Origin of the sequence: Rhodococcus sp. C3V, from assembly GCF_029269915.1 — a bacterium.
GTDB lineage: Bacteria > Actinomycetota > Actinomycetes > Mycobacteriales > Mycobacteriaceae > Rhodococcus_F > Rhodococcus_F qingshengii.
The window spans coordinates 18,662-41,234 of sequence record NZ_JARJBE010000007.1; the positions used below are offsets into that span (position 1 = coordinate 18,662).

At 62.7% G+C, this 22,573-nt stretch carries 22 protein-coding genes; 13 read left to right on the forward strand and 9 right to left on the reverse strand.

The window, feature by feature from the left end; translation table 11 throughout:
- Positions 1–4: 4 nt before the first annotated feature.
- From P3G66_RS18625 to P3G66_RS18635, 3 genes are all read right to left on the reverse strand, one after another.
- Positions 5–961, reverse strand: coding sequence for an ABC transporter permease (locus tag P3G66_RS18625; protein WP_019746638.1), 957 nt, complete (start codon positions 959–961; stop codon positions 5–7).
- Positions 954–1,880, reverse strand: a complete 927-nt coding sequence (locus tag P3G66_RS18630; RefSeq protein ID WP_007732434.1) for an ABC transporter permease — start codon at positions 1,878–1,880, stop codon at positions 954–956. The genes P3G66_RS18625 and P3G66_RS18630 overlap by 8 nt, the downstream gene beginning before the upstream one ends.
- 125 nt (positions 1,881–2,005) lie before the next feature.
- The gene (locus tag P3G66_RS18635) at positions 2,006–3,622 is read right to left on the reverse strand and encodes an ABC transporter substrate-binding protein (protein WP_037132624.1); all 1,617 of its coding nucleotides are present in this window, start codon (positions 3,620–3,622) and stop codon (positions 2,006–2,008) included.
- A gap of 364 nt (positions 3,623–3,986) precedes the next feature.
- Here P3G66_RS18635 and acs point away from each other — a divergent pair, with 364 nt between their 5' ends.
- Complete coding sequence (acs, locus tag P3G66_RS18640) at positions 3,987–5,918, forward strand: acetate--CoA ligase (protein ID WP_276116985.1); 1,932 nt, start codon at positions 3,987–3,989, stop codon at positions 5,916–5,918.
- Between the two features lie 38 nt (positions 5,919–5,956).
- Here acs and P3G66_RS18645 read toward each other — a convergent pair whose 3' ends face one another.
- Positions 5,957–6,382 carry a MarR family transcriptional regulator gene (locus P3G66_RS18645; RefSeq protein WP_276116986.1) on the reverse strand — a complete coding sequence of 142 codons (426 nt, stop codon included), beginning with the start codon at positions 6,380–6,382 and terminating at the stop codon, positions 5,957–5,959.
- 107 nt (positions 6,383–6,489) lie between these two features.
- Between P3G66_RS18645 and P3G66_RS18650 the strand changes: the two genes are divergently transcribed.
- From P3G66_RS18650 to P3G66_RS18670, 5 genes are all read left to right on the forward strand, one after another.
- Positions 6,490–7,569 carry a substrate-binding domain-containing protein gene (locus P3G66_RS18650; RefSeq protein WP_221742616.1) on the forward strand — a complete coding sequence of 360 codons (1,080 nt, stop codon included), beginning with the start codon at positions 6,490–6,492 and terminating at the stop codon, positions 7,567–7,569.
- A 138-nt stretch (positions 7,570–7,707) separates the two neighbouring features.
- Positions 7,708–8,328 (forward strand): AmiS/UreI family transporter, encoded by a 621-nt coding sequence (locus tag P3G66_RS18655; protein ID WP_003946099.1) that lies wholly within the window; start codon positions 7,708–7,710, stop codon positions 8,326–8,328.
- A 26-nt stretch (positions 8,329–8,354) separates the two neighbouring features.
- Positions 8,355–9,392 (forward strand): aliphatic amidase, encoded by a 1,038-nt coding sequence (locus P3G66_RS18660; RefSeq protein ID WP_003946093.1) that lies wholly within the window; start codon positions 8,355–8,357, stop codon positions 9,390–9,392.
- 10 nt (positions 9,393–9,402) lie between these two features.
- On the forward strand, positions 9,403–10,461 hold the full coding sequence (locus tag P3G66_RS18665; RefSeq protein ID WP_007732419.1) for an AAA family ATPase: 1,059 nt from the start codon (positions 9,403–9,405) through the stop codon (positions 10,459–10,461).
- A 135-nt stretch (positions 10,462–10,596) separates the two neighbouring features.
- On the forward strand, positions 10,597–12,282 hold the full coding sequence (locus tag P3G66_RS18670) for a hypothetical protein (RefSeq protein ID WP_058227137.1): 1,686 nt from the start codon (positions 10,597–10,599) through the stop codon (positions 12,280–12,282).
- A 55-nt stretch (positions 12,283–12,337) separates the two neighbouring features.
- On the opposite strand, the gene P3G66_RS18675 is transcribed toward P3G66_RS18670, so the two are convergent.
- Positions 12,338–13,729, reverse strand: a complete 1,392-nt coding sequence (locus P3G66_RS18675; RefSeq protein WP_276116987.1) for an MFS transporter — start codon at positions 13,727–13,729, stop codon at positions 12,338–12,340.
- Positions 13,730–13,986: 257 nt separating this feature from the next.
- On the opposite strand from P3G66_RS18675, the gene nhaA reads away from it, so the two are divergent.
- From nhaA to P3G66_RS18690, 3 genes are read left to right on the forward strand one after another with little or no spacing between them, the layout of a single operon-like run.
- Complete coding sequence (nhaA, locus tag P3G66_RS18680) at positions 13,987–15,237, forward strand: Na+/H+ antiporter NhaA (protein ID WP_039973295.1); 1,251 nt, start codon at positions 13,987–13,989, stop codon at positions 15,235–15,237.
- Positions 15,234–15,743: a phage holin family protein gene (locus P3G66_RS18685; RefSeq protein ID WP_007732413.1), complete on the forward strand. Its 510-nt coding sequence runs from the start codon at positions 15,234–15,236 to the stop codon at positions 15,741–15,743. The genes nhaA and P3G66_RS18685 overlap by 4 nt, the downstream gene beginning before the upstream one ends.
- Before the next feature lie 15 nt (positions 15,744–15,758).
- The gene (locus P3G66_RS18690; RefSeq protein ID WP_007732412.1) at positions 15,759–16,694 is read left to right on the forward strand and encodes an alpha/beta hydrolase; all 936 of its coding nucleotides are present in this window, start codon (positions 15,759–15,761) and stop codon (positions 16,692–16,694) included.
- A gap of 3 nt (positions 16,695–16,697) precedes the next feature.
- On the opposite strand, the gene P3G66_RS18695 is transcribed toward P3G66_RS18690, so the two are convergent.
- Genes P3G66_RS18695 through nth form a run of 4 tightly spaced genes read right to left on the reverse strand, consistent with a single transcriptional unit; the run spans position 16,698 to position 20,046 of the window.
- Entirely contained in the window at positions 16,698–17,888 is a 1,191-nt protein-coding gene (locus P3G66_RS18695; protein WP_003946095.1) for a MarP family serine protease, read from the reverse strand.
- Complete coding sequence (locus P3G66_RS18700) at positions 17,885–18,604, reverse strand: CoA pyrophosphatase (RefSeq protein WP_007732411.1); 720 nt, start codon at positions 18,602–18,604, stop codon at positions 17,885–17,887. The genes P3G66_RS18695 and P3G66_RS18700 overlap by 4 nt, the downstream gene beginning before the upstream one ends.
- Complete coding sequence (locus tag P3G66_RS18705) at positions 18,601–19,254, reverse strand: TlpA disulfide reductase family protein (protein ID WP_116057385.1); 654 nt, start codon at positions 19,252–19,254, stop codon at positions 18,601–18,603. Before P3G66_RS18705 ends, P3G66_RS18700 begins: the two co-directional genes overlap by 4 nt.
- A 6-nt stretch (positions 19,255–19,260) precedes the next feature.
- A complete protein-coding gene (gene nth / locus P3G66_RS18710; protein WP_003943471.1) occupies positions 19,261–20,046 on the reverse strand; it encodes an endonuclease III in 786 nt (261 codons plus the stop codon).
- An 80-nt stretch (positions 20,047–20,126) separates the two neighbouring features.
- Between nth and P3G66_RS18715 the strand changes: the two genes are divergently transcribed.
- The 4 genes from P3G66_RS18715 to P3G66_RS18730 all read left to right on the forward strand — a co-directional run bounded on the left by P3G66_RS18715 (position 20,127) and on the right by P3G66_RS18730 (position 22,506).
- On the forward strand, positions 20,127–20,399 hold the full coding sequence (locus P3G66_RS18715) for a hypothetical protein (RefSeq protein ID WP_064112040.1): 273 nt from the start codon (positions 20,127–20,129) through the stop codon (positions 20,397–20,399).
- A gap of 255 nt (positions 20,400–20,654) precedes the next feature.
- Positions 20,655–21,329, forward strand: coding sequence for a Crp/Fnr family transcriptional regulator (locus P3G66_RS18720; RefSeq protein ID WP_003943506.1), 675 nt, complete (start codon positions 20,655–20,657; stop codon positions 21,327–21,329).
- A 130-nt stretch (positions 21,330–21,459) separates the two neighbouring features.
- Positions 21,460–21,930, forward strand: a complete 471-nt coding sequence (locus tag P3G66_RS18725) for a nuclear transport factor 2 family protein (RefSeq protein ID WP_054827457.1) — start codon at positions 21,460–21,462, stop codon at positions 21,928–21,930.
- Between the two features lie 15 nt (positions 21,931–21,945).
- On the forward strand, positions 21,946–22,506 hold the full coding sequence (locus P3G66_RS18730; protein ID WP_276116988.1) for a TetR/AcrR family transcriptional regulator: 561 nt from the start codon (positions 21,946–21,948) through the stop codon (positions 22,504–22,506).
- Positions 22,507–22,573 lie beyond the last annotated feature (67 nt).

Below are 22,573 nucleotides of genomic sequence, written 5' to 3' on the forward strand. Positions count from 1 at the left end.
GTGCTCACCGCTTCCGCGACTTGGGATCGAGGGCGTCGCGCAGAGCGTCACCCATCATGATGAATCCGAGAACGGTGATCGCCAAAGCCGTTGCCGGGTAGAACAGAATGGTCGAACCCTGACGCAGCGTCACCTGAGCGTTGCTGATGTCGCCGCCCCACGAAACCTCGGTGGACGGAAGACCGATACCGAGGAAGGACAGCGTCGCCTCGGCAACGATGTACGTACCGAGCGAGATGGTGGCGACCACGATGATGGGCGCCAACGAGTTCGGGATGACGTGGCGGATCAGTGTCTTGAGCTTCGAGACACCCAACGCTTCCGAGGCCATGACGTAATCGTTGTTCTTCGCCGAGATCACCGCGCCTCGAGCGATTCTTGCCATCTGCGGCCAGCCGAAGAGCGCCAGCACGCCGACGACGGTCCAGATGGTGCGATCGGTGAACAGCTGCATCAGGACGATGGCAGCCAGGATCAGCGGGATGCCGAAGAAGATGTCGGCGACGCGGGAGAGGATCGAATCGGTCCAGCCGCCGTAGAACCCGGACAGTGCACCGAAGATCACTCCGATCACCAGCACCGACGCCGTGACGCCGACGCCCACGAGTACGGATGCGCGAGCACCGTAGATGGTGCGCGAGTACACGTCACAGCCCTGGCGGTCGAAACCGAACCAGTGCCCTGAGGTCGGTCCCTGCATGCTGTAGGTGAGGTCGCAGAACCGCGGATCGGTGCTCGTGAACAAGCTCGGAAACGCTGCGATGACGATGACCGCGAGGATGATGATCGTCGAGATGATGAACAGGGGGCGCTTGCGTAGGTCGCGCCACGCGTCGGTCCACATGCTCGTCGGCGCCTGATCGAGTTTGACGGCGTCCGTCTCCCCCGGTGCCGCAACTTCGGGCGGTGCCACGAAATGACTTTGCCGGACGGCGCGTCCGGTCTTCACGGTCTCAGACATAGCGGATCCTCGGATCGAGCGCGGCGTACAAGAGGTCGACGAGCAGATTTGCGATCAGGTAGATCACGATGAGAATGGTGACGAACGAAACCACCGTCGGCGCTTCACCTCTGGTCACGGCCTGGTAGATCGTGCCGCCGACGCCGTTGATGTTGAAGATGCCCTCGGTGACGATGGCGCCGCCCATCAACGTTGCGAGGTCGGCGCCCAGGAACGTGACCACGGGGATCAGCGAGTTGCGCAACACGTGCACGCGAACCACTCGTCCACGGGAAAGTCCCTTGGCGGTGGCAGTGCGCACGTAGTCGGCACTCAGGTTCTCCGCCACGGATGTTCGGGTCAGTCGCAGGACGTAGGCGAACGAGACCGAACCCAGAACCAGGGCGGGGAGCAGGAGATTGGTGAAGCTGGTGTTGCCACCGACCGTCGGCGGGACGATGCCCCATTTGACGCCGATGAAGAACTGAGCCAGGAAGCCGATCACGAAGATCGGGATGGCGATGAGAACGAGGCTGAACAGCAGGACGGTGCTGTCGAAGAATCCGCCCTTACGCAGGCCGGCGATGAGGCCGAAGCCGACACCGAAGACGGTCTCGACGATCAGTGCCATGAAGGCAAGTTTCATCGTGATCGGAAATGCCTGTGCCAGAACTTCACTGACAGGTCGTCCGGAGAACGACGTGCCGAAGTCCAGCGTGAAGATGCCCTTCAGGTACAGCAGGTACTGCTGATAGAAGGGGAGATCGAGGTGGTAGCGCTCCCGAAGCTGTGCTGCCACAGCCGGACTGAGCGCCTTGTCGCCCGCCAACGCGGCAATCGGATCACCGGGAAGCAGGAAGACCATGGCGTAGATCAGAAGAGTGGCCCCGAGAAAAACCGGGATCATTTGAAGCACTCGGCGACCGATGTACCAGAGCATCGGATCACCTCCTTGTCGATGATCGTGTACGTCAGCGGACAGTCCGGTGTGAACACGAGTTCGGGACGGCAGGCAGGGCGCCTGCCGCCCCGAACTCACGTTTCAGATGCGGATCGTTCTACGCGTCAGTTCTTTTCGATGTCTTCGTAGACCGGAATGCCGTTCCAGCTGATGGTCACGTTGGAAACGTTCTCCGACCATCCACTGGCTGCGTTGCGGTACCACGTCGGAATTGCAGGCAGGTCCTTGAGCAGCACTTCCTGAGCCTGATCGAGCAGTTCCTGAGCCTTCGCCTTGTCCGTCTGGCCGGCCGATTCGCGCAGGAGGCGGTCGAACTCGGGGTTGGAGTACTCACCGTCGTTGGAGCTGCCGCCGGTCTGGTAGTTCTGCGCCAGGAAGCCGTACTGCTGCGGGTAGTCACCCTGCCAGCCGGAGCGGAACGCGCTCTGGATGGTGCGGTCGGTGGCTTCGGTGCGGATCTGCGCAAAGGTGGCGTACTGCTTGCCCTTTGCGTCGATGCCGAGCGTGTTGCGGATGCTGTTCGCCGTGGCGTCGACCCATTCCTGGTGTCCGCCGTCGGAGTTGTATCCGATCTCGAAGCTGCCGGACCACGGAGCGATGGCGTCGGCCTTGGCCCAAGCGGCCTTGGCTGCCTCGGGGTCGAACTTCAGGTTGCCGTTACCGGTCAGCGAGTCGTTCCAACCCTCGATTGCGGGGCTGGTGAAGTCGAGTGCAGGCGTCCTGGTCTTGTTGAAGATCTGCTGCGTGATCTGATCGCGGTTGATCGCCATCGAGATCGCCTGACGGCGGAGCATGCCCTCTTCGCCACTGAAGTGCGCCAGGCGCCCCGGGATCGTGAACGTCTCGATGGTTGCCGACGGCTGGTTGACCGTGCGACCGGCAAGATCCGACTCGAAGGTCGTGACCGCGCTCGGCGGGACCTGGTCGAGAACGTCGACGTTGTTGGCGAGGAGATCCGTGTACGCCGTGTCGAGGCTGTTGTACATGATGAAGTCGACGCCGGCGTTCTTCGGCTTGCGGTTGCCGTTGTAGTCCGGGTTCACGACCGTGTCGATGCGGACGTTGTGCTGCCACGCGCCGGCGCCGTCGAGCTTGTACGGGCCGTTGCCGACCGGGTTCTCGCCGAATGCGGTCATGTCCTTGAACGCGACCTCGGGCAGCGGGTAGTACGCCGTGAAACCGAGGCGATCGGGGAACGCCGACTCGGGCTGCTTGAGTTCGATGGTGAAGGTGGAGTCGTCCACAACCTTCAGACCCGACATCGTCTGAGCCGTCGGAACCTCGGCGGCAACTTCGTCGTAGCCCTTGATCGGATCGAAGAACGATGCCTGGATCTGGGCGTTGGTGGAGAGGGCTCCGAAGTTCCACGCGTCGACGAACGACTTCGCGGTGACGGGGGTGCCGTCCGTGAAGGTCCAACCGTCCTTGAGCTTGACGGTGAAGTTCTGACCGTCGGTGCTCTCGATGGACTCGGCAACCTCGTTCTCCGTGCCACCGTCGGCGGTGTACGAAACGAGACCGGCGAACAGGGAGTCGAGGACGCGGCCGCCCTGGTTCTCACTCGTGTTCGTGGGAATCAACGGGTTCTGGGGCTCGCCCGCCCAGGCGTTGACGACACCGCTGGACGATCCGCCCGACGAATCGCCGGACGAACATGCCGTGATCAGCACTGCCGTCATTCCGAGCGCGACCGCGCCGGTCGCTATGCGTGAGATACGCAAAGGAATTCCTTCCACATCTAAGTGACCCCGAGCATGCTCGCGGCCTGCCGACAGCCGTAACTGCCGGCGTCGTGTCGCCTACAACTGAAAGTGAACGTGACTTCGAGTTGTGGTCGAATAATGGTTTGACAATAGACACATCCGACGCGGGGCGCGCATCGCACCCATTGTCCGCAATTCCGAGGGAAATCTGTCCGCGCCCATTCACTCGTCGGCGGAAGCGACCACCCGTCGCATCAATTCGACCGATCGTCGCAGGACAACGGGTTGCAACGTGATGCAACGGTGCGTTTACGCGAGCTTGTGACTACCCTCACACGGAGTCAGAAAAGTGTCGATCAAAGTGGAAAGAAGGCCGTCAGCCATGACAAGCGCAGCCGAAACAGACGTCCCCCAGGCATATCCGCCGAGCGCAGAGTTCGCTGCGGCCGCCAACGCGGGACCGGAGTTGCAGGCTGCCGCAGATACCGACCGCCTCGCTTTCTGGGCGAATCAGGCTGAGCGCCTTCACTGGCACGAGAAATGGACCGAAGTCCTCGACTGGACCGACGCCCCCGTCGCCAAGTGGTTCGTCGGCGGCAAACTCAACGTCGCCTACAACTGCGTCGACCGCCACGTCCTCGCCGGCAACGGCGACCGCGTCGCCATTCACTTCGAAGGCGAACCAGGCGATTCCCGGGATCTGACCTATAACGACCTCCTCGCCGAAGTCAGCCGCGCCGCAAACACTTTCACCGACCTCGGCCTCGTCGCCGGTGACCGCGTAGCGATCTACATGCCGATGATCCCCGAAGCGATCGTCACCATGCTCGCCTGCGCCCGCCTCGGCCTGACCCACTCGGTCGTCTTCGCCGGATTCTCCGCCACCGCCCTACGCTCGCGCATCGACGACGCCCAAGCCAAGCTCGTCGTCACCGTCGACGGCCAGTGGCGACGCGGCGCCGCAGCACCCATCAAAACAGCGGTCGACGAATCCGTCGCCGGCGCCGACTCCGTCCAGAACGTGTTGGTGGTCAACCGGACCGGCATCGACGTCGAGTGGACCGACGGCCGCGACCTGTGGTGGCACGAGACCGTCGCGGCGGCCTCGCCCGAGCACGAAGCGCAGGCCTTCGACGCCGAACATCCCCTGTTCATCCTCTACACCTCCGGCACCACCGGTAAGCCCAAGGGCATCATCCACACCTCCGGCGGCTACCTCACCCAGGCGTCGTACACCCACCACAACGTCTTCGATCACAAAGCGGGACAAGACGTCTACTGGTGCACCGCCGACATCGGCTGGGTCACCGGACACTCCTACATCGTCTACGGGCCCCTCTCCAACGGTGTCACCCAGGTCGTCTACGAAGGCACCCCCAACTCCCCGAACGAGCACCGCCACTTCGACATCATCGAGAAGTACGGCGTCTCCATCTACTACACCGCCCCCACCCTCGTGCGGACGTTCATGAAGTGGGGCCGGGAAATCCCCGACGCCCACGACTTGTCTTCGATCCGTTTGCTCGGATCTGTGGGCGAGCCCATCAACCCCGAAGCGTGGCGCTGGTTCCGCGACGTCATCGGCGGCAACAAGGCCCCCATCGTCGACACCTGGTGGCAGACCGAGACCGGCGCGATCATGATTTCCCCGCTGCCCGGTATCACCGCCACCAAGCCCGGATCCGCGATGGCACCGCTGCCCGGTATCTCCGCCAAGATCGTCGACGACGACGCCAAGCCCCTCGGCCCCGGCGGCAACGGCTACCTCGTCCTCGACGAGCCGTGGCCGGCGATGCTCCGCGGCATCTGGGGCGACATGGACCGCTACCGCGACACCTACTGGTCCCGCTACGCCGAAGAAGGCTGGTACTTCGCCGGTGACGGCGCCAAGTACGACGACGACGGCGCACTCTGGGTCCTCGGCCGCGTCGACGACGTCATGAACGTCTCCGGTCACCGCATCTCCACCTCCGAAGTGGAATCAGCACTGGTGAACCATCACGGAGTCGCCGAAGCCGCCGTCGTCGGTGCCGCCGACGAGACCACCGGACAGGGCATCGTCGCGTTCGTCATCCTCCGTGAAGGCGTCGAGAACACCGGCGACGTCCTCATCGCCGAACTCAAGGCTCAGGTCTCCACCGACATCAGCCCCATCGCCAAACCGCGTCAGATCACGATCGTGCCGGAACTACCGAAGACCCGGTCCGGCAAGATCATGCGCCGCCTCCTGCGCGACGTCGCCGAAGGCCGCGACCTCGGAGACACCTCGACCCTGGTCGACCCCAAGGTATTCGACGCAATCCGCGGCAAGTAGGGCCTTCGGCCCCCTGTGCGCCTTTTTGGTAGTGGGAACTACCAAAAAGGCGCACAGGGGCGGAGCCCCTCTCGCAACTTCACTTCCTCTTTCGACGTCAGCCAAGACTCCTCGGCCACGCGAATGTCTGCGGCAACCCGCTTGTGCAAGGACTTTCCGCGCGAGGAGAGAAACACGCGTACCTTCCGACGGTCGTCCTCCCCGACTTCGCGGTAGATGAGCGCGAGCGAGACCAACTTGTCCGCAACTCGCGTCAGCGTCGGAGCCGGTGTTCCCGTTCGATCGCGCAACTCAGCCATCGTCAGCCCCTCGGTCGACGCCAGGGCTTCGAGCGTCATCCAGTGATCGAGAGTGAGATTCTCTGCCGCCAGCGCCTTCTCCGCCGCTGCCGCGGCCATTCGAGCTGCTCGGACCAGCGCAGTCGTCAGCGACGCATCAAGAATTCCGGAGTCACTTTTTCCCACTGATCGCTCCCCCGCTGTTGCGCAGTTCACACTTCTCGGGCAATACTTTCAAATGAAATGATAGTAACCCAGGCCAGGCCGCTGACTCCCGATTCCGGCGGCGACGCATGAGCGCTACCGGCGCGCTCGAACGCGCGCGCAGCGCGGTGTGGCGCCTGGGCATGGTGCTTCCCCTCCAGGGACCTGCCGGACTGTTCGGCCCCTCCTGCGAAGCAATCAGCGAATTGGCCGCCCGCGACCTCAACAACTCCGGTGGCGTACTGGGACGCGAAGTCCAGATCGAAGTGATCGACGGCGGCGCTTCGCCGAGCGTCGTCGCAGCCCGCGTGCAACAGCTACTCGACGCAGGCGACATCGACGCGGTCAGCGGTTGGCACATCTCCTCTGTCCGCCACGCTCTTGCACCCGTGGTCGCGGACCGCATTCCGTACTCGTACACCTCGCTCTACGAGGGCGGCGAGGTCAGATCCGGCATCTACTGCTCCGGCGAAACACCACGGCAGCAGATCGCGCCGGCGCTGAAGTGGCTGCGCGACAACGTCGGAGCGCGTAAGTGGTTTGTCGTCGGGGACGACTACATCTGGCCACACAGCTCTCTCGGAGCCGTGAGGCAATTCGCCACCGAACTCGATCTCAGCCTTGTCGGCGGTTCGTTTGTCGACCTGGGGCGCGGCAACATGAAACAACTGGTCGAGACCGTCTCGAACTCCGGTTGCGACGGCGTGATCATGCTCCTCGTCGGCCAGGACGCCGTCGATTTCAACCGCGCCTTCGCCCGCCGCGGCCTCGACGAGTCGATGATCCGATTCAGCCCGTTGATGGAAGAGAACATGCTGCTCGCGAGCGGGCCGAGGGCAACCCGCAACCTGTTTGCCTCCGCCGCGTACTTCCGTTCGATGGTCGACGGCAACTCCATGGATCTTCTCGGGCGCTACGTTGCACTGCACGGCGCGCACGCTCCGGCGCTGAACAATGCCGCCGAATCGTGCTACGAAGGGATACATACCCTTTCGGCCCTGGTGCGGCGCGCCGACAGCACTCATCCGCGTGACCTGGACGCCGTCGTCGAGGGTGCCGCGTACGACGGGCCTCGCGGAACCGTCGAGTTTCGTGATCGTGTTGCACGGCAGAAGATTCAGCTCGCCGTCGCCGACGGACTCGACTTCTCGATCATCGCAACGCTCTGAGATTTTCCCACTGAGATCTCGCTCTTGACTTCTGTGGCGCGCATCACTTAGTTTCATTTGGAATCATTTCATTTGAAAGTAACCCGTCCCGAAGTAACCGTCCCGAAGTAACCGTCCCGAAGTAACCGGAGGTGCCCGATGGGCAGTGTTGGTTTGCTTTACGTGGGAGCCGTCCTCTTCGTCAACGGACTGATGCTGCTCGGCACAGTTCCCGTTCGATCCGCCTCGGTCCTCAACCTCTTCGTCGGCGCACTTCAATGCGTCGTCCCCACCGTCATGTTGATTCAGGCTCAGGGAGATTCGAGTGCCGTCCTGGCGGCCTCAGGGCTCTATCTGTTCGGATTCACCTATCTCTACGTGGGCATCAGCAATCTCGCCGGCTTCGAGCCGGAAGGAATCGGGTGGTTCTCGCTGTTCGTCGCGTGCGCCGCGCTCGTGTACTCCTTCCTCTCTTTCACAGTGAGCAACGACCCCGTCTTCGGGGTCATCTGGCTCGCATGGGCAGCGCTGTGGACGCTGTTCTTCCTGGTACTCGGGCTCGGCCGCGAGAATCTCAGTCGCTTCACCGGCTGGGCAGCGGTCCTCCTGAGCCAGCCCACGTGCACGGTCCCCGCATTTCTGATCCTGACCGACAACTTCCACACCACACCCGCCGTCGCGGCCGGTTGGGCCGGAGCACTTCTGGTTCTCCTGGGCCTGGCCAAGATCCTCGCTGCACCCAAAACCGCAGTACCCCAATCCCGTCCAGTCTTCAACTGATCGACACAACCAAGGAGTGAAAGACAATGCGACACGGTGACATCTCCTCGAGCAACGACACGGTCGGCGTAGCAGTGGTCAACTACAAGATGCCCCGCCTGCACGATCGCGCCGGTGTCCTCGAGAACGCGCGCAAGATCGCCGACATGATGATCGGCATGAAGACCGGCCTCCCCGGAATGGATCTGGTGGTCTTCCCCGAATACTCCACGCAGGGAATCATGTACAACGAGGAGGAGATGTACGCGACAGCAGCCACCATCCCGGGCGACGAGACCGCGATCTTCTCCGCAGCGTGCCGCGAAGCCGACACCTGGGGAATCTTCTCCATCACCGGCGAACAGCACGAAGACCACCCGAACAAGCCCCCGTACAACACGTTGATCCTCATCGACAACAAGGGCGAGATCGTTCAGAGGTACCGAAAGATCCTGCCCTGGTGCCCCATCGAAGGGTGGTACCCGGGAGACACGACGTATGTCACCGAAGGCCCGAAGGGGCTGAAGATCTCGCTCATCATCTGCGACGACGGCAACTACCCGGAGATCTGGCGCGACTGCGCGATGAAGGGTGCAGAACTGATCGTCCGTTGCCAGGGATACATGTACCCCGCCAAGGACCAGCAGGTGATGATGTCCAAGGCAATGGCCTGGGCCAACAATTGTTATGTGGCAGTTGCCAATGCGGCCGGATTCGACGGCGTCTACTCCTACTTCGGACACTCCGCGATCATCGGATTCGACGGCCGGACGCTGGGTGAAACCGGCGAAGAAGAATACGGAATCCAGTACGCGCAGCTTTCCGTCTCAGCCATTCGCGACGCACGCGAGAACGATCAGTCCCAGAACCACATCTTCAAACTCCTCCATCGCGGCTACTCCGGTGTCCACGCAGCAGGTGACGGAGACAAGGGCGTCGCGGACTGCCCGTTCGAGTTCTACAAGCTGTGGGTCACCGACGCCCAGAAGGCTCAGGAACGCGTCGAGGCCATCACCCGAGACACAGTGGGTGTAGCGGATTGTCGCGTCGGAAACCTGCCGGTCGAGAAGACAATCGAAGCGTAAGGATCTCACTGTGCCTTATATCACCGACATGCTCCATGACCGGAACAGTGCAGCAGCACCACCGCCGGCCGAGGAACGAACCGAACCCGTACCGGTCGGGGCCTTCGACGCTCGCAAGCTCTCGAAAGCCCTGAGTTCCAAGATCGTCGGACAACAGGCCGCCGTCGACGCAGTGGTTCGTGCGATTTCGATCGCGCATGTCGGTGCAACGGATCCGACGCGTCCGCTCGCCAACATCCTTCTCGTTGGCCCGACCGGCGTCGGCAAGACGGAATTGGTGCGGCGCGTGGCCGCAGAACTACGGTCAGGACCTGATGATCTGTGCCGCATCGACATGAATGCTCTTGCGCAAGAGCATTATGCGGCGTCGTTCTCCGGGGCTCCACCTGGATATGCCGGTAGCAAGGAGTCCTTCACGCTGTTCGACAAGAACACCGTCGAGGGCGATCCGTACACCCCCGGAATCGTCCTGTTCGACGAAGTGGAGAAGGCCGACCCCACCGTGCTGCGTGCGCTCCTGCAGGTCCTCGACAACGGCGAACTCCGGTTGGCGAACGGTCAGCAGAAGATCTCGTTCCGCAACAGCTACGTGTTCCTGACCTCGAATCTCGGCTCTGCTGCGGTGGCAGAACGTCGGCGATCTCACCTGCGGCAGCTCGCCGATCGCGTCCGGATCGATCGACCGCGCCATGGTCATCATCTGGTGCAACGCGCGTTGGAGAAGTTCTTCGACCCCGAATTCTTCAACCGCATCGACGAAACCGTGATCCTCGACGAGTTCGACGAACAGACCGCGGAACAAGTGACCCGTCTCGAGATCGAACTGATCACGACTCGGTTGGCCAGGAGAGGCATCGACGTCGAGGTGGAGGACAGCGCCGTCGCCCTGTTGCAACGGCGCGGGTTCGACCCGGTGTACGGAGCACGTGGCCTGCGCCGGACCATCCGGAACGTCTTGGCCGACCCGGTGGCCGCCGCCGTTCTCGACCTTCGGCCGGTCGGGACGCAACCACTCGCCTTGCAGGCGCGGGCAGTTGGTGATCAGATACAGGTAAAGAAAGTCCCATGAGTGCTCGCTCACGTTGCGGATCGAATCCGCAACGTGGGCGACACATTTCAAACATGTCCGCGTAACGCCACCTCCCTAGGTTGGGTGCCTGCACCACAAAGTGCACATGCACAGGCACCCAGGGGAAGTGACGTCATGACAGCAGTGAACGAGCAGGTGTCCGCCGGCGCACCGGACAGGGTAGATCTCGGTGAGAATGCCGCACTGAAGGAGACTCTGGAGGACTACACCCTCCGATTTGCGCCACGCAGCTACCGCAAATGGGGAACCGGCGTCGTCGCGACCTCCGCGCTCGGCGGAATCGCGTATCTCGCAGACTTCTCGATCGGCGCCAACATCGGCATCTCGTACGGCACCGGTAACGCATTGCTGGGCATCGCCGTGTTTGCCGTCGTCATCATGGCGACCGGCTTCCCACTCGCCTACTATGCCGCGCGATACAATATCGACCTCGATTTGATCACTCGTGGAAGCGGTTTCGGCTACTACGGCTCGGTGGTCACCAACGTCATCTTCGCGACGTTCACCTTCATCTTCTTCGCGCTCGAAGGTTCCATCATGGCCCAGGGTTTGAAACTGGGGCTCGGGATCCCACTCTCGATCGGCTACGCGGTCTCGACCCTGATGGTCATTCCACTGGTCATCTACGGAATGAAGGCTCTGGCAAAGCTCCAAGTGTGGACGACGCCTCTGTGGCTCGTCATGATGGTGCTGCCGTTCCTGTATCTGCTGTTCAAGCACCCTGATTCGGTGAGCGCGTTCTTCGCCTTCGGCGGTGAGGACGGCGCAAACGGCAAGGGCGTCAACTTCGGATCGGTGATGCTGGCCGCGGGTGTCTGCTTGTCGCTGATCGCACAGATCGCCGAGCAGATCGACTACCTACGCTTCATGCCGCCCAAGACGCCGGAAAACACCCGCCGTTGGTGGGCTGCAGTAATTCTCGCCGGCCCCGGCTGGGTGATCTTCGGCGCGTTCAAGCAGATCGTCGGACTGTTCCTCGCCGTGTACATCATCGCGAACGTCGTCGACGGATCCTCGATCGCCAACCAGCCCGTGCACCAGTTCCTCGAGATCTACCAGGACATGATGCCTCACTGGCTGGCCATGACGCTGGCCGTGATCCTCGTGGTCATCAGCCAGATCAAGATCAACGTCACCAACGCGTACTCCGGCTCACTGGCCTGGACCAACTCGTACACCCGCGTCACCAAGACCTACCCCGGACGCATGGTCTTCGTTCTGGTCAACCTGGCGATCGCACTGATCTTGATGGAAGCCAACATGTTCGACTTCCTCAACACGATCCTCGGGTTCTACGCCAACTGCGGTATCGCCTGGGTCGTGGTCGTCGCCTCGGACATCGCGATCAACAAGTACTGGTTGAAGCTCTCCCCGAAAGTCCCCGAGTTCCGACGCGGGATGCTCTACGACGTCAACCCCGTCGGCTTCGTGTCGATGCTGCTGGCCGCGGGCATTTCGATCCTGGTGTTCTTCGGTGCTTTCGGTTCGGCGATCAAGCCGTTCTCCCCGATCGTCGCAATCGTCATCGCACTGGTGATGCCGCCGATCCTGGCCGTCGCCACCAAGGGAAAGTACTACCTACGACGCACCGACGACGGCATCGATCTGCCGATGTTCGACGAGTACGGGAACCCCTCCGGTGAAACGCTTCTGTGCTGCGTCAGCGGAATCGAATTCGAGCGTCCCGACATGCTCGCGTCGAACGTGCCCGGTCCGAACGGCGAGAAGCAGTACATCAGCTCCCTGGCCTTGAGCACCGACAAGACCGGTGAGCACGTCCTGCCTGCTCAGCTTCCCTGACAACTGCTGTGCGCCTTTATTAACCGCCGGGGGTTAATAAAGGCGCACAGCAGGGTTATGCCCCTACATCGTCGAGCGACTCACCCTTCGTCTCACGCATGACCAGCAGCGCGACAAAAGTCAGCGTCGCCGCTACGAGAAGATAGATGCCGACCCAACCGACGCCGTAGTTCTTCGCGAGGTAGACGGCGATGAACGGCGCCACCGCTGCGCCCAGAATACTGGCCGTGTTGTACGCGATTCCCGAGCCCGTGTAGCGGACGTTGGTCGGGAAGAGTTCCGGGAGAACGGCACTCATCGGGCAGAAGGTCAGGCCCATGAGCAGCATGCCCACGATGAGGAACGCCAACATGCGACCGTCGTTCATTCCGTCCGGTTCGAGGAACACGCCGAAGGTCAAGCCGAACACCATGATCAGACCGGTGATGATCAGCAAGGTGATACGACGCCCGTAACGGTCGGCGAGCCAACCCGAGACCGGCACGGCGGCAGCGAAGAACACGACTGCGATCAACTGCAGGACAAGGAAATCGGTGTACTTGAAGCCCGCACCGGTTCCACCGTCGGCCGGCGTCTTGCCGGTTCCGTGGCTGAGAACCCAGGTGGTCATGATGTAGAACAGCGTGTACGTCGCGAGCATCACGAACGTACCGATGATCAGCTGACGCCAACTGGTCTTGAACACCTCGGCCACCGGAGTCTTGACCTTCTCGCCGCGCTCGACTGCACGCGCGAACACCGGGGTTTCTTCGAGCTTGAGCCGGACGTACAGGCCGATCATCACCATGATTGCGCTGAGCAGGAACGGAATTCGCCATCCCCAACTCAGGAAGGCACCCTCGAGGTCCGGGCTGGAATTGTCGTGGTTCATGAACAACGTGATGATCAGGAACAGTCCGTTGGCCATGAAGAAGCCGATGGGCGCACCGAGTTGCGGCCACATCGCCGCCCAGGCCCGCTTGCCTTCCTTGGCCGTCTCGGTTGCGAGCAGAGCCGCGCCCGACCATTCGCCGCCGAGTCCGAGGCCCTGGCAGAAACGCATGAGCGCCAACAGCGCCGGGGCCAGTAGACCGATCTGGTGATAAGTGGGCAGCAGTCCGATGAGGAAGGTCGCTATGCCCATCGTCAGCAGCGAGCCGACCAGAGTTGCCTTGCGTCCGACGCGGTCACCGAAGTGCCCGAAGAGAATCGAGCCGAGGGGACGGGCGACAAACGCGAGTCCGAACGTCGCCAACGACGCGAGAAGCGCGGTGGTGTCGTTGCCCTTCGGGAAGAACAGGTGCGGGAACACCGATACTGCCGCTGTTGCATAGATGTAGAAGTCGTAGAACTCGATGGACGTACCCACCATGCTGGCAACCACGATTCGGCTGCGCGGCACTCCGGCGACGGTATCTGCGTCGCCGCCCTCCGGCTTGGGTGGATTCTCACTGACTGACGTGCTCAAAACATGCTCCTGCGCCGTTATACGAAAGATGTCCAATTGGTGGGATAGTGTCCCAATCAGTAGGAATTGAACACCCGCGGGGTTTTCCGACGCAAATTCGGTTCGCGAATTCGGCTCAGCGGGCAATCCGCGATAAAATTCCGTAAAGGTGAGCCGGGAAGTCTGGTCGGCACGTGCATTCGATGCGTCACAACGTCGATCACGTTCATGTCTGTTGCATCCGAATTCGGTTGCACGAACAAAGGTCGTCCCCACGCGTGATCTCCACCCTGCGTTCCGAACTGTCCCGCTACCTCCGCACCGAAACGGTGGGCGGATCGATCCTCCTGATCGCTGCCGCCCTCGCTCTGATCTGGGTGAACTCTCCTTTCGGTGAGAGCTACATCGCACTACGTGACTTCCAGATCGGTCCGTCCGCACTCCATCTCGACCTCAGCTTGGGCACGTGGGCGCAGGACGGACTGCTTGCCGTCTTCTTCTTCGTCGCCGGCCTCGAACTCAAACGTGAACTGGTGGTCGGCGAACTCGCGGACCGCAAAGCCGCGATGCTCCCGATCATCGCGGCGTGCGGCGGCGTCCTGGTCCCCGCGATCATCGCGGCGTCCATCGGCTTCGGCACGCCCGGCATGGACAAGGGCTGGGCCATTCCCGTCGCGACGGACATCGCTTTTGCCCTCGGCGTGCTCGCGCTGACCGGCTCGAAGATCCCGGCGAGCGCCCGAGTTTTCCTGCTCAGCCTGGCCGTCGTCGACGATCTGCTCGCGATCATCCTCATCGCCGTACTGTTCACCGGTTCCCTCGCGATGTTGTGGCTGCTGACCGCGGCCGCAGCCCTGGCTGCCTACGCCTACGCCCAACACAAACGCATCACGACGCCGTTCCTCTACGTCCCGCTGGCACTACTGACCTGGTACGCGATGCACGAAGCGGGGATACACGCCACACTCGCGGGCGTCGCGCTCGGCTTACTCACCCGGGTGAGGCGCGATCCGGACGAGGAGTACGCGCCCGGTAGCCGTCTCGAGCACCGTATTCAGCCCTACTCTGCAGGCTTCTGTGTCCCCGTCTTCGCACTGTTCGCCTCCGGTGTTCCGATCAACGCGGCGGTGCTCGGCGACATTTTCACCGACCCAGTCGGGCAATCGGTTGTCGTCGGTCTTCTGGTCGGCAAAACCGTCGGAATCTTCGGAATTTCCCTGCTCGCGATCAAATTGGGGATAGCAACCAAACCCAAGACACTGGAATTGAGAGACATGTTTGCCCTCTCAGTTCTCGGTGGCATCGGGTTCACCGTTAGCCTGCTTGTAGCAGACCTCGCATTGGACGGGGTCGGCGATGGTAGCGAGGCCGAGATAGCGAAGGCCGCAGTTCTCGTGACATCGTTGGTGGCATCGCTGATCGGATCAGCGCTGCTGTGGCGACGTGGACGAGTTCATGCGGCTCGAGACGACGCTTCCACCGCCATTGCCACGGACGCGAGAGAACTACCTGGAGAGGTCGACAAGTGAGCTTGACCAACGGAGAGAGCCAGCGCTTCACCGGAGATGGAGTACCGAACACGGTCTCTTCCATCCCTCTCACCGATGTGGACGCCCGCACGCCGGGCGAGGCCACCATCGGGGCCCTCGTCAAGGACGCGACCGCACAGGTCTCCACCCTCGTGCGCGCCGAGGTCGAACTTGCCAAGGCCGAGGTGACGGGCGAGGTCAAGAAGGGTCTGCAGGGCAGCGTCTTCTTCATCCTGGCCTTCACGGTTCTGCTGTTCAGCTCGTTCTTCTTCTTTTTCTTCCTGGCCGAGATGCTCGACACCTGGGTGCCGCGCTGGCTGGCGTTCCTCATCGTCTTCCTGATCATGGTGGTGACCACCGCGATTCTGGCGCTGCTCGGTTATCTGCGCGTGCGCAAGCTGAGGGCTCCGGAGAAGACGATCGAATCGCTCAAGCAGGCCAAGAACGTCATCCCCGGCAGCCATGACGACGCAAAGCCGTCTGTCGATTTCAACGCGCGCCGGTAGCGAGTCTGATCGAAAGTGGCAGCCCCAGATCCATCCACCGTCAGGTTCGACGGCCCCTGGATTCACCGGGACATTCACGCCAACGGCATCCGGTTTCACGTCGTCGAGGTAGGCGACGCGGAGCCGGATGCTCCGTTGGTGGTCCTGTTGCACGGATTCGCCGATTTCTGGTGGTCCTGGCGCCATCAGTTGACGGCACTGTCGGAGCAGGGATTCCGCGTCGTCGCCATGGATCTTCGTGGGTACGGCGATTCCGACAAGCCCCCTCGCGGCTACGACGGTTGGACGCTCGCCGGTGACGTAGCCGGCCTCATTCGTGCGATGGGTTACGGCAAGGCCACGCTGATCGGTCATGCCGACGGCGGGTTGGTGTGCTGGGCGACCGCGCTCCTGCATCCACGCCTGGTGCGGTCGATCGCGCTGATCTCGTCTCCACACCCGATGGCGCTCAAGAAAGCAGTCGTCCGCGACCCCTATCAGCGCCGCGCGCTTTTGCCCTCGTTCCTGGCCTATCAGGTACCGCTACGCCCGGAACGTCGGTTGACGGCCGACAACGGCGCCGAAGTGGAGCGTCTGGTTCGCTCGCGGTCCGGCCCCACCTGGCCGCAGCAACCCGAATTCGCAGACGTCATGAGCAAGATGCGGTCCGCGATCCGGATCCCGGGCGTCGCGCATTCCACGTTGGAGTACCAGCGTTGGGCCTTCCGCAGCCAGCTCCGCCCCGAGGGCCGACGTTTCATGCGTTTGATGGATCAGGTTCTTCGCATTCCGATTGTCCAGATTCACGGCGAACTCGACCCGTACGTGCTCACCCGTACCGTGCGTCGCGACAAGCACTGGGCTCCCGGCGAGAAACTGCGCACCATTGCCGGAGTCGGTCATTACGCGCATCAGGAAGCCCCCGAGCGCGTCAATCGCGAACTCGGGGACTTCCTCCTTACGGAGAAGTGACCGCTACAGGATGCACGCGCCCGTCGGTACGGGCGTCGATGCCGAGGCAGCCGCGTTCAACTGGCGCGAGACTTCCTGCGCGGTGAGGACGAATCCGGTGTCACTGTCGTCGACGGCAGCACCGAACACGACGCCGAGGACCCGCCCCTGATCATCGACCATCGGTCCACCCGAGTTGCCCTGCCGGATGGATCCGCGGACGGTGTAGACCTCACGCTGGGTGGTTCCGGCCTTGTAGATGTCCGGCCCGTTCAGGTTGAGGACCTCACGAACGCGGGCTGCGCTGGCCGTGTACGGACCACCGCCGGGGTAGCCGAGCACCAACGCGTTGTCACCGGTCCGAGCCTGCTCCGGAGCGAACGGCAGCACCGGCGCGTCCAATCCGGGAACCGCCAGAATCGCGATGTCCACGGCGGAGTCGAAGAGAACCACCTGCGCGGGCAGTGCGCCTTCCATGGTGTCCACGGTGATGCTCTCGGTTCCGGCAACCACGTGGGCGTTGGTCATGACGCGTTCGGGGGCGACGATGAATCCGGATCCCTCGAGCGCGCGCTGGCAACTCGGTGCTACGCCGTTGATGCGGAGAACACTCGGACGCAACTGCGCCGCCAACGGACTGGCGAGAACGCTCGCGTCGGGTGCTTCGACCTCGGTGATGGGCGTGCGCCCGAACGGGCCGATGACGTCAGGCAGGCCGGAGGTGTCGAGCAGCGCCGAGAACTCGGTCGGGATGCGGCGCAGCCACTGCGGCGCCACTTCGTCCACGCTGGCGAGAACGTCCGAACCACGAACAGCGGCGGCAATATTCGGCTGCGACGAGGAAGTGAGCGGAATCGCGAGCAACCACGCCGCGACCACGACAGCCACCGCCTGTAGACCCGCACCGATGACGCTGTCGACGGATCGCGCCGTCGGACTGTGCATTCCGCTGCGCGCCGCGCGTCCGAGCACCATGCCGGCGACCTCGCCGATGATGACCAACACGACGATCAGCGAGATGCCCGCGAGGATGCGCAGCTTGCCTTCGGTGACGTGCACGAGCAGGTGCGGCGCCAACAGAATCCCGGCGACGGCACCGAGGATCACGCCGACGAACGCCAGCGCCGACGCCACCGCGCCCTGACGCCATCCGGACGTGGCCGCGATGAGGGCGACCAGAACGATGGCGATGTCCACCCAACGAGAACCTGTCATCGCGGCACCGCCGAATCCTCGACACCTTCACCGAACTCGGACAGCGCTGTGTCCAGGTCTCTCACGTCCTCGTAATTCCACGGAATCTCCCAGCCCGACACCGTGAACAGCGCCGCGAGGATTCCTGCTGTGAACCCCCAGACCAGCATGCCGTCGGCGCGGAACGCCGGGCCCTGGTATCCGAGGGGATGTCGAACCTGAAACCGGTTGTCTGGGTCGAGCAACGTGCGCAGCGGCACCCGGGCCACCCGTCCGACCTCGCCCTCGTCCTGAATGCCCACCGTCGTCGGCTGCTCCCAGTAGCCGAGCACCGGCGTCACGTCGAAACCCGACGGCGGGATGAAGATCTCCGGCAGCACGGTGAGCGGCTGAACTCCGCTCGGATCGAGCCCGGTCTCCTCCTGCGCTTCACGCAGCGCGGTGCCGACGGGGCCGTCGTCGCCCGGATCGGCGGCGCCGCCCGGGAATGCGACCTGTCCGCTGTGCTGACGCATCGTCGACGCCCGTTGGGTCAGCAGGACGTCTGCGCCCTCCGGCAAGCCGCCGACGGCGAGAGGGTCGGCCTCACGCGGTCCGCCGAAGAGCACGAGCACCGCGGCCGGACGCGTCACGGTGCCGCGCGGCGCGCGACGCTCGAGGACGGGGTTGATCCGATGGGGATCGGTGGGCTGGGTGCTGGCGACAGCGCGCAACCACTCGGGAACCGGTGTACTCATACGACGACTCCCAGATATTGCGCCGCAGCGGCGGCGATCTCGTCCGCACTGCGGAAGGGTTGGGGCAAGACCTTGGCGACTGTTCCATCCGCGCGCACGAGCACCGACACCGGCAGCACCGGCGGTGCGCCCACTGCGATCCGTACCTTGCCGTCACCGTCCTGGACGCCGGGCAAACGCACCGAGTAGTCGATGAGTCGCGTCAAAGCGTTCTCCTGATTCGGATCCGAATGCACGGTCAGCACGTTGATGCTGCCGTCGGCGCGCTCCGCGAATTCCTGAAGGTACGGAAGCTCTTCGGCGCATGGCGCGCACCAGTACGCCCACAGATTGAGCAGAGTCGGCTTTCCGCCCACCGCTGCGGCAAGGTCGACGGGCGCTCCGTCGGCGACGCAGTCGAGGGTGATTCCGGCGAGAGCCGAGCCGGCAGGCGCTTCGCCGGTCGGAGTCGGGCAGGAGGCCAGAGCCGCCTGGCTACGGAGTTGATCGAGCGATTCCGACGACGGAGTGAACGTCGGCGGCTGATACGCGGACGAGGACGGGCCCGTCGACGTGGGCGTCGTGTCGTCTCCTCCGCGCGGCCAGATCGCCACGACGAGAGCCGCGACGACCACGAGCGCAGCGAGAGACCATCTTCCGGCACTTGTCATCGGCGATCACAACCCTGCCAGGGCGAGCAGATGATCGGTCTCGGGGCCTTTCACCAGGGCCGCGGCCTCGGTTTTGTCGGTCGGGCCGAGACCGTACGACGGGCAGTCCTTGGCCAGAACACACACACCGCATGCGGGCTTGCGCGCGTGGCAGACCCGTCGGCCGTGAAAGATCACGCGATGCGAGAGCAGAGTCCATTCCTTACGTTCGATCAGTGCCCCGACGGCGTGTTCCACCTTGACGGCATCTTCTTCCTCGGTCCACTTCCACCGACGCACGAGCCGACCGAAGTGGGTGTCGACGGTGATTCCCGGAATGTCGAAGGCATTGCCCAGCACGACGTTCGCGGTCTTGCGTCCGATGCCTGGGAGTTTCACCAGATCTTCGAGCTTGTTCGGGACCTGCCCGTCGTGGCGTTCGAGTAGCGCCTGACCGAGTCCGATCAGCGACGTCGTCTTGTTCCGGTAGAAGCCGGTGGAGCGGATGTACTCCTCGAGTTCGGTCCGATCGGCTTCCGCGTATGCCTTTGCGTCGGGATAACGGGCGAAGAGTGCCGGCGTGACCATGTTGACGCGGACGTCGGTGCATTGCGCCGACAGAATTGTCGCCACTGCCAGTTCCAACGGAGTCGTGAAGTCGAGTTCGCAGTACACGTGCGGGAAAGCCACAGCGAGCTCACGATTCATCCGACGCGCCCGGCGTACCAATCCGAGGTGTGATTCTTCCTTCCGCGCACCCCCCGAACGCGGTTTCTTCCGCTGCTCTGAACTGCCTGTCGGGGTGGTCTGCACTCAGACAACTGTACGGATACGACATGAGTGGAGACTCCGTCGTGTCGATTCTGAGACCTTCGACGTGTTTACTTCCCCCTATGCAAGGACTCGCAGTAATTCTCTTTCCGCTACTGCTTATGCTCTTTGCCCTGGCGATGGAACGAGTCGAAGGGCGATTGCGTCGGCTCTCGGTCCAAGAGCATGAAGTAGAAGACTTCCTCGACCAGGCAAGTCACGACGACGTCGCCCGCCTGGCAAGCGATGGGTTTCCCCATGCGTTCGCCCGCTTCCACCGGAGGCGTAAGGGCCGTCAGTCGGAGGCTCCCGAGAGCGCCAGCCTGGACGAAATCCGGACACAACGGGCAAGTTGACGGCCATACAAAGTAGTCACCGCAGCAGATTCCGGAAGAATTTTCGGCTCTTACGTGGCATCAATCACTCGTCGCGAGCTAACGGGACGTAGACTTCGATGCCGTACCTGTTGCATTGAACACAGATTGCATTGGACACAGTGTCTCACTCATGAGGGCTGAGCCTGTGTACGACGGTTTGTGCGCAGCGAGGGTACAAAGATAGATAGCGCAAAAATGACACCACAAACGAACAAATCCCAACAAGGAGCGCACGTGGACGACGTCCTGGCAAGAGCCGGCATCTTCCAAGGAGTCGAGCCCTCAGCGGTAGCGGCGCTGACAAAGCAGCTGCAGCCCGTCGACTTCCCCCGTGGACATGTCATCTTCAACGAAGGTGAACCCGGTGACCGCCTGTACATCATCGTGTCCGGCAAGGTGAAGATCGGTCGACGCTCACCCGACGGTCGCGAGAACCTGCTGACGATCATGGGCCCGTCCGACATGTTCGGCGAACTGTCCATCTTCGACCCCGGCCCCCGCACCTCGACGGCTACGACCGTCACCGAGGTTCGCGCCGTGAGCATGGACCGCGACGCTCTCAAGGCATGGATCCAGCAGCGCCCCGAGATCGCCGAGCAGCTTCTGCGCGTTCTCGCCCGCCGTCTGCGTCGTACCAACAACACCCTGGCCGACCTGATCTTCACGGACGTTCCCGGCCGTGTCGCCAAGGCGCTCCTGCAGCTCGCGCAGCGCTTCGGCACTCAGGAAGGTGGCGCCCTGCGCGTCACTCACGACCTCACGCAGGAAGAGATCGCCCAGCTCGTCGGCGCTTCCCGCGAGACCGTCAACAAGGCGCTCGCCGATTTCGCACACCGCGGATGGCTTCGCCTCGAAGGCAAGAGCGTCCTGATCTCGGATTCCGAGCGTCTCGCTCGTCGCGCGCGCTAGTTTCTTCCTGTTCGACTCTTTCGGCCGCTCCCGCTTCGGTGGGGGCGGCCGAAGTCGTTCACTGGACTCTTGTTGTACCTATCGGTAAAGTCTGTACCGATAGGTACACATCTGATCGAGAGGCCCCGCAATGACCGTCCGAGCACCGATTCCGCCCTTCACTCACGAAGCTGCCGTCCAGAAGGTCCGCCTCGCCGAGGACGGATGGAACTCACGCGATCCACACAAGGTGTCGCTGGCCTACACGCCGGACAGTTGGTGGCGTAATCGGTCGACGTTCGTCACCGGCCGATCCGAGATCGTCGAACTTCTGACCGAGAAGTGGACCCGCGAACTGGACTACCGGTTGATCAAAGAGTTGTGGGCACACAGCGACGACCGCATCGCAGTGCGATTCGCGTACGAGTGGCACGATCACGACGGGCAGTGGTTCCGCTCCTACGGCAACGAGAACTGGGAATTCGACGCCGACGGACTCATGCACCACCGTCATGCCAGCATCAACGACGTTCCCATCGAGGAGTCCGAGCGAAAGTTCTTCTGGGATCCGACCGGACCACGCCCGCACGATCATCCGGGCCTGAGCGAGTTGGGTCTGTGATGAAAGGATGAATCCATGGCCAGACAGGTAGCTGAACGCTCGGACACGATTCCCGCTCTCGCGAACGTGTTTCGAACCTACGGGTTCGACGGAGCAAGCCTGGCCGTGATCAGCGAACACACCGGTTTGGGCAAAGGCAGTCTCTACAACTTCTTTCCGCGCGGGAAGGAAGAGATGGCCGAGGCGGTGCTCGACGAGGTCGACAGATGGTTTCGCGCCGAAGTCTTCGAACCTCTTCGAGCAGAATCGGTTCCACCGAGGCAGCGCATCCAGAGCATGTTCGCTACCGCGGGCGACTACTTTCGGTCAGGGCAACGCATTTGCCTGTTCGGCGCATTTGCACTCGGTGAAGAGCGAAACCGCTTCGGCGCCAGGGTCCGAACATACTTCGACGAATGGACAGCGGCTCTCGAGGCGGCACTCGTCGGTGCCGAAGATTCCATCGGACTCGCCGAAGAAGCCGTGGCCGGGATCCAAGGGGCGATCGTCATGTCCCGGGCACTGGACGACGGTTCCGTATACAGCCGAGTGACGACGCGACTCGAAGATCGACTGGTACAGGCACTCACGCCGTAACGCATACCGCACGACCACAAAGGCATTTGTGCCGCGGCATCCACCTGGCATGCTCGAAAAAGCATGC

Coding starts and splice junctions, on each gene's coding strand:
- P3G66_RS18705 (WP_116057385.1), bottom strand. CDS start 19,254: ATGACAAGTGCCGGAAGATGGTCTCTCGCTGCGCTCGTGGTCGTCGCG.
- P3G66_RS18700 (WP_007732411.1), bottom strand. CDS start 18,604: ATGAGTACACCGGTTCCCGAGTGGTTGCGCGCTGTCGCCAGCACCCAG.
- P3G66_RS18660 (WP_003946093.1), top strand. CDS start 8,355: ATGCGACACGGTGACATCTCCTCGAGCAACGACACGGTCGGCGTAGCA.
- P3G66_RS18630 (WP_007732434.1), bottom strand. CDS start 1,880: ATGCTCTGGTACATCGGTCGCCGAGTGCTTCAAATGATCCCGGTTTTT.
- acs (WP_276116985.1), top strand. CDS start 3,987: ATGACAAGCGCAGCCGAAACAGACGTCCCCCAGGCATATCCGCCGAGC.
- P3G66_RS18655 (WP_003946099.1), top strand. CDS start 7,708: ATGGGCAGTGTTGGTTTGCTTTACGTGGGAGCCGTCCTCTTCGTCAAC.
- P3G66_RS18695 (WP_003946095.1), bottom strand. CDS start 17,888: ATGACAGGTTCTCGTTGGGTGGACATCGCCATCGTTCTGGTCGCCCTC.
- P3G66_RS18725 (WP_054827457.1), top strand. CDS start 21,460: ATGACCGTCCGAGCACCGATTCCGCCCTTCACTCACGAAGCTGCCGTC.
- P3G66_RS18730 (WP_276116988.1), top strand. CDS start 21,946: ATGGCCAGACAGGTAGCTGAACGCTCGGACACGATTCCCGCTCTCGCG.
- P3G66_RS18715 (WP_064112040.1), top strand. CDS start 20,127: ATGCAAGGACTCGCAGTAATTCTCTTTCCGCTACTGCTTATGCTCTTT.
- P3G66_RS18650 (WP_221742616.1), top strand. CDS start 6,490: ATGAGCGCTACCGGCGCGCTCGAACGCGCGCGCAGCGCGGTGTGGCGC.
- P3G66_RS18670 (WP_058227137.1), top strand. CDS start 10,597: ATGACAGCAGTGAACGAGCAGGTGTCCGCCGGCGCACCGGACAGGGTA.
- P3G66_RS18625 (WP_019746638.1), bottom strand. CDS start 961: ATGTCTGAGACCGTGAAGACCGGACGCGCCGTCCGGCAAAGTCATTTC.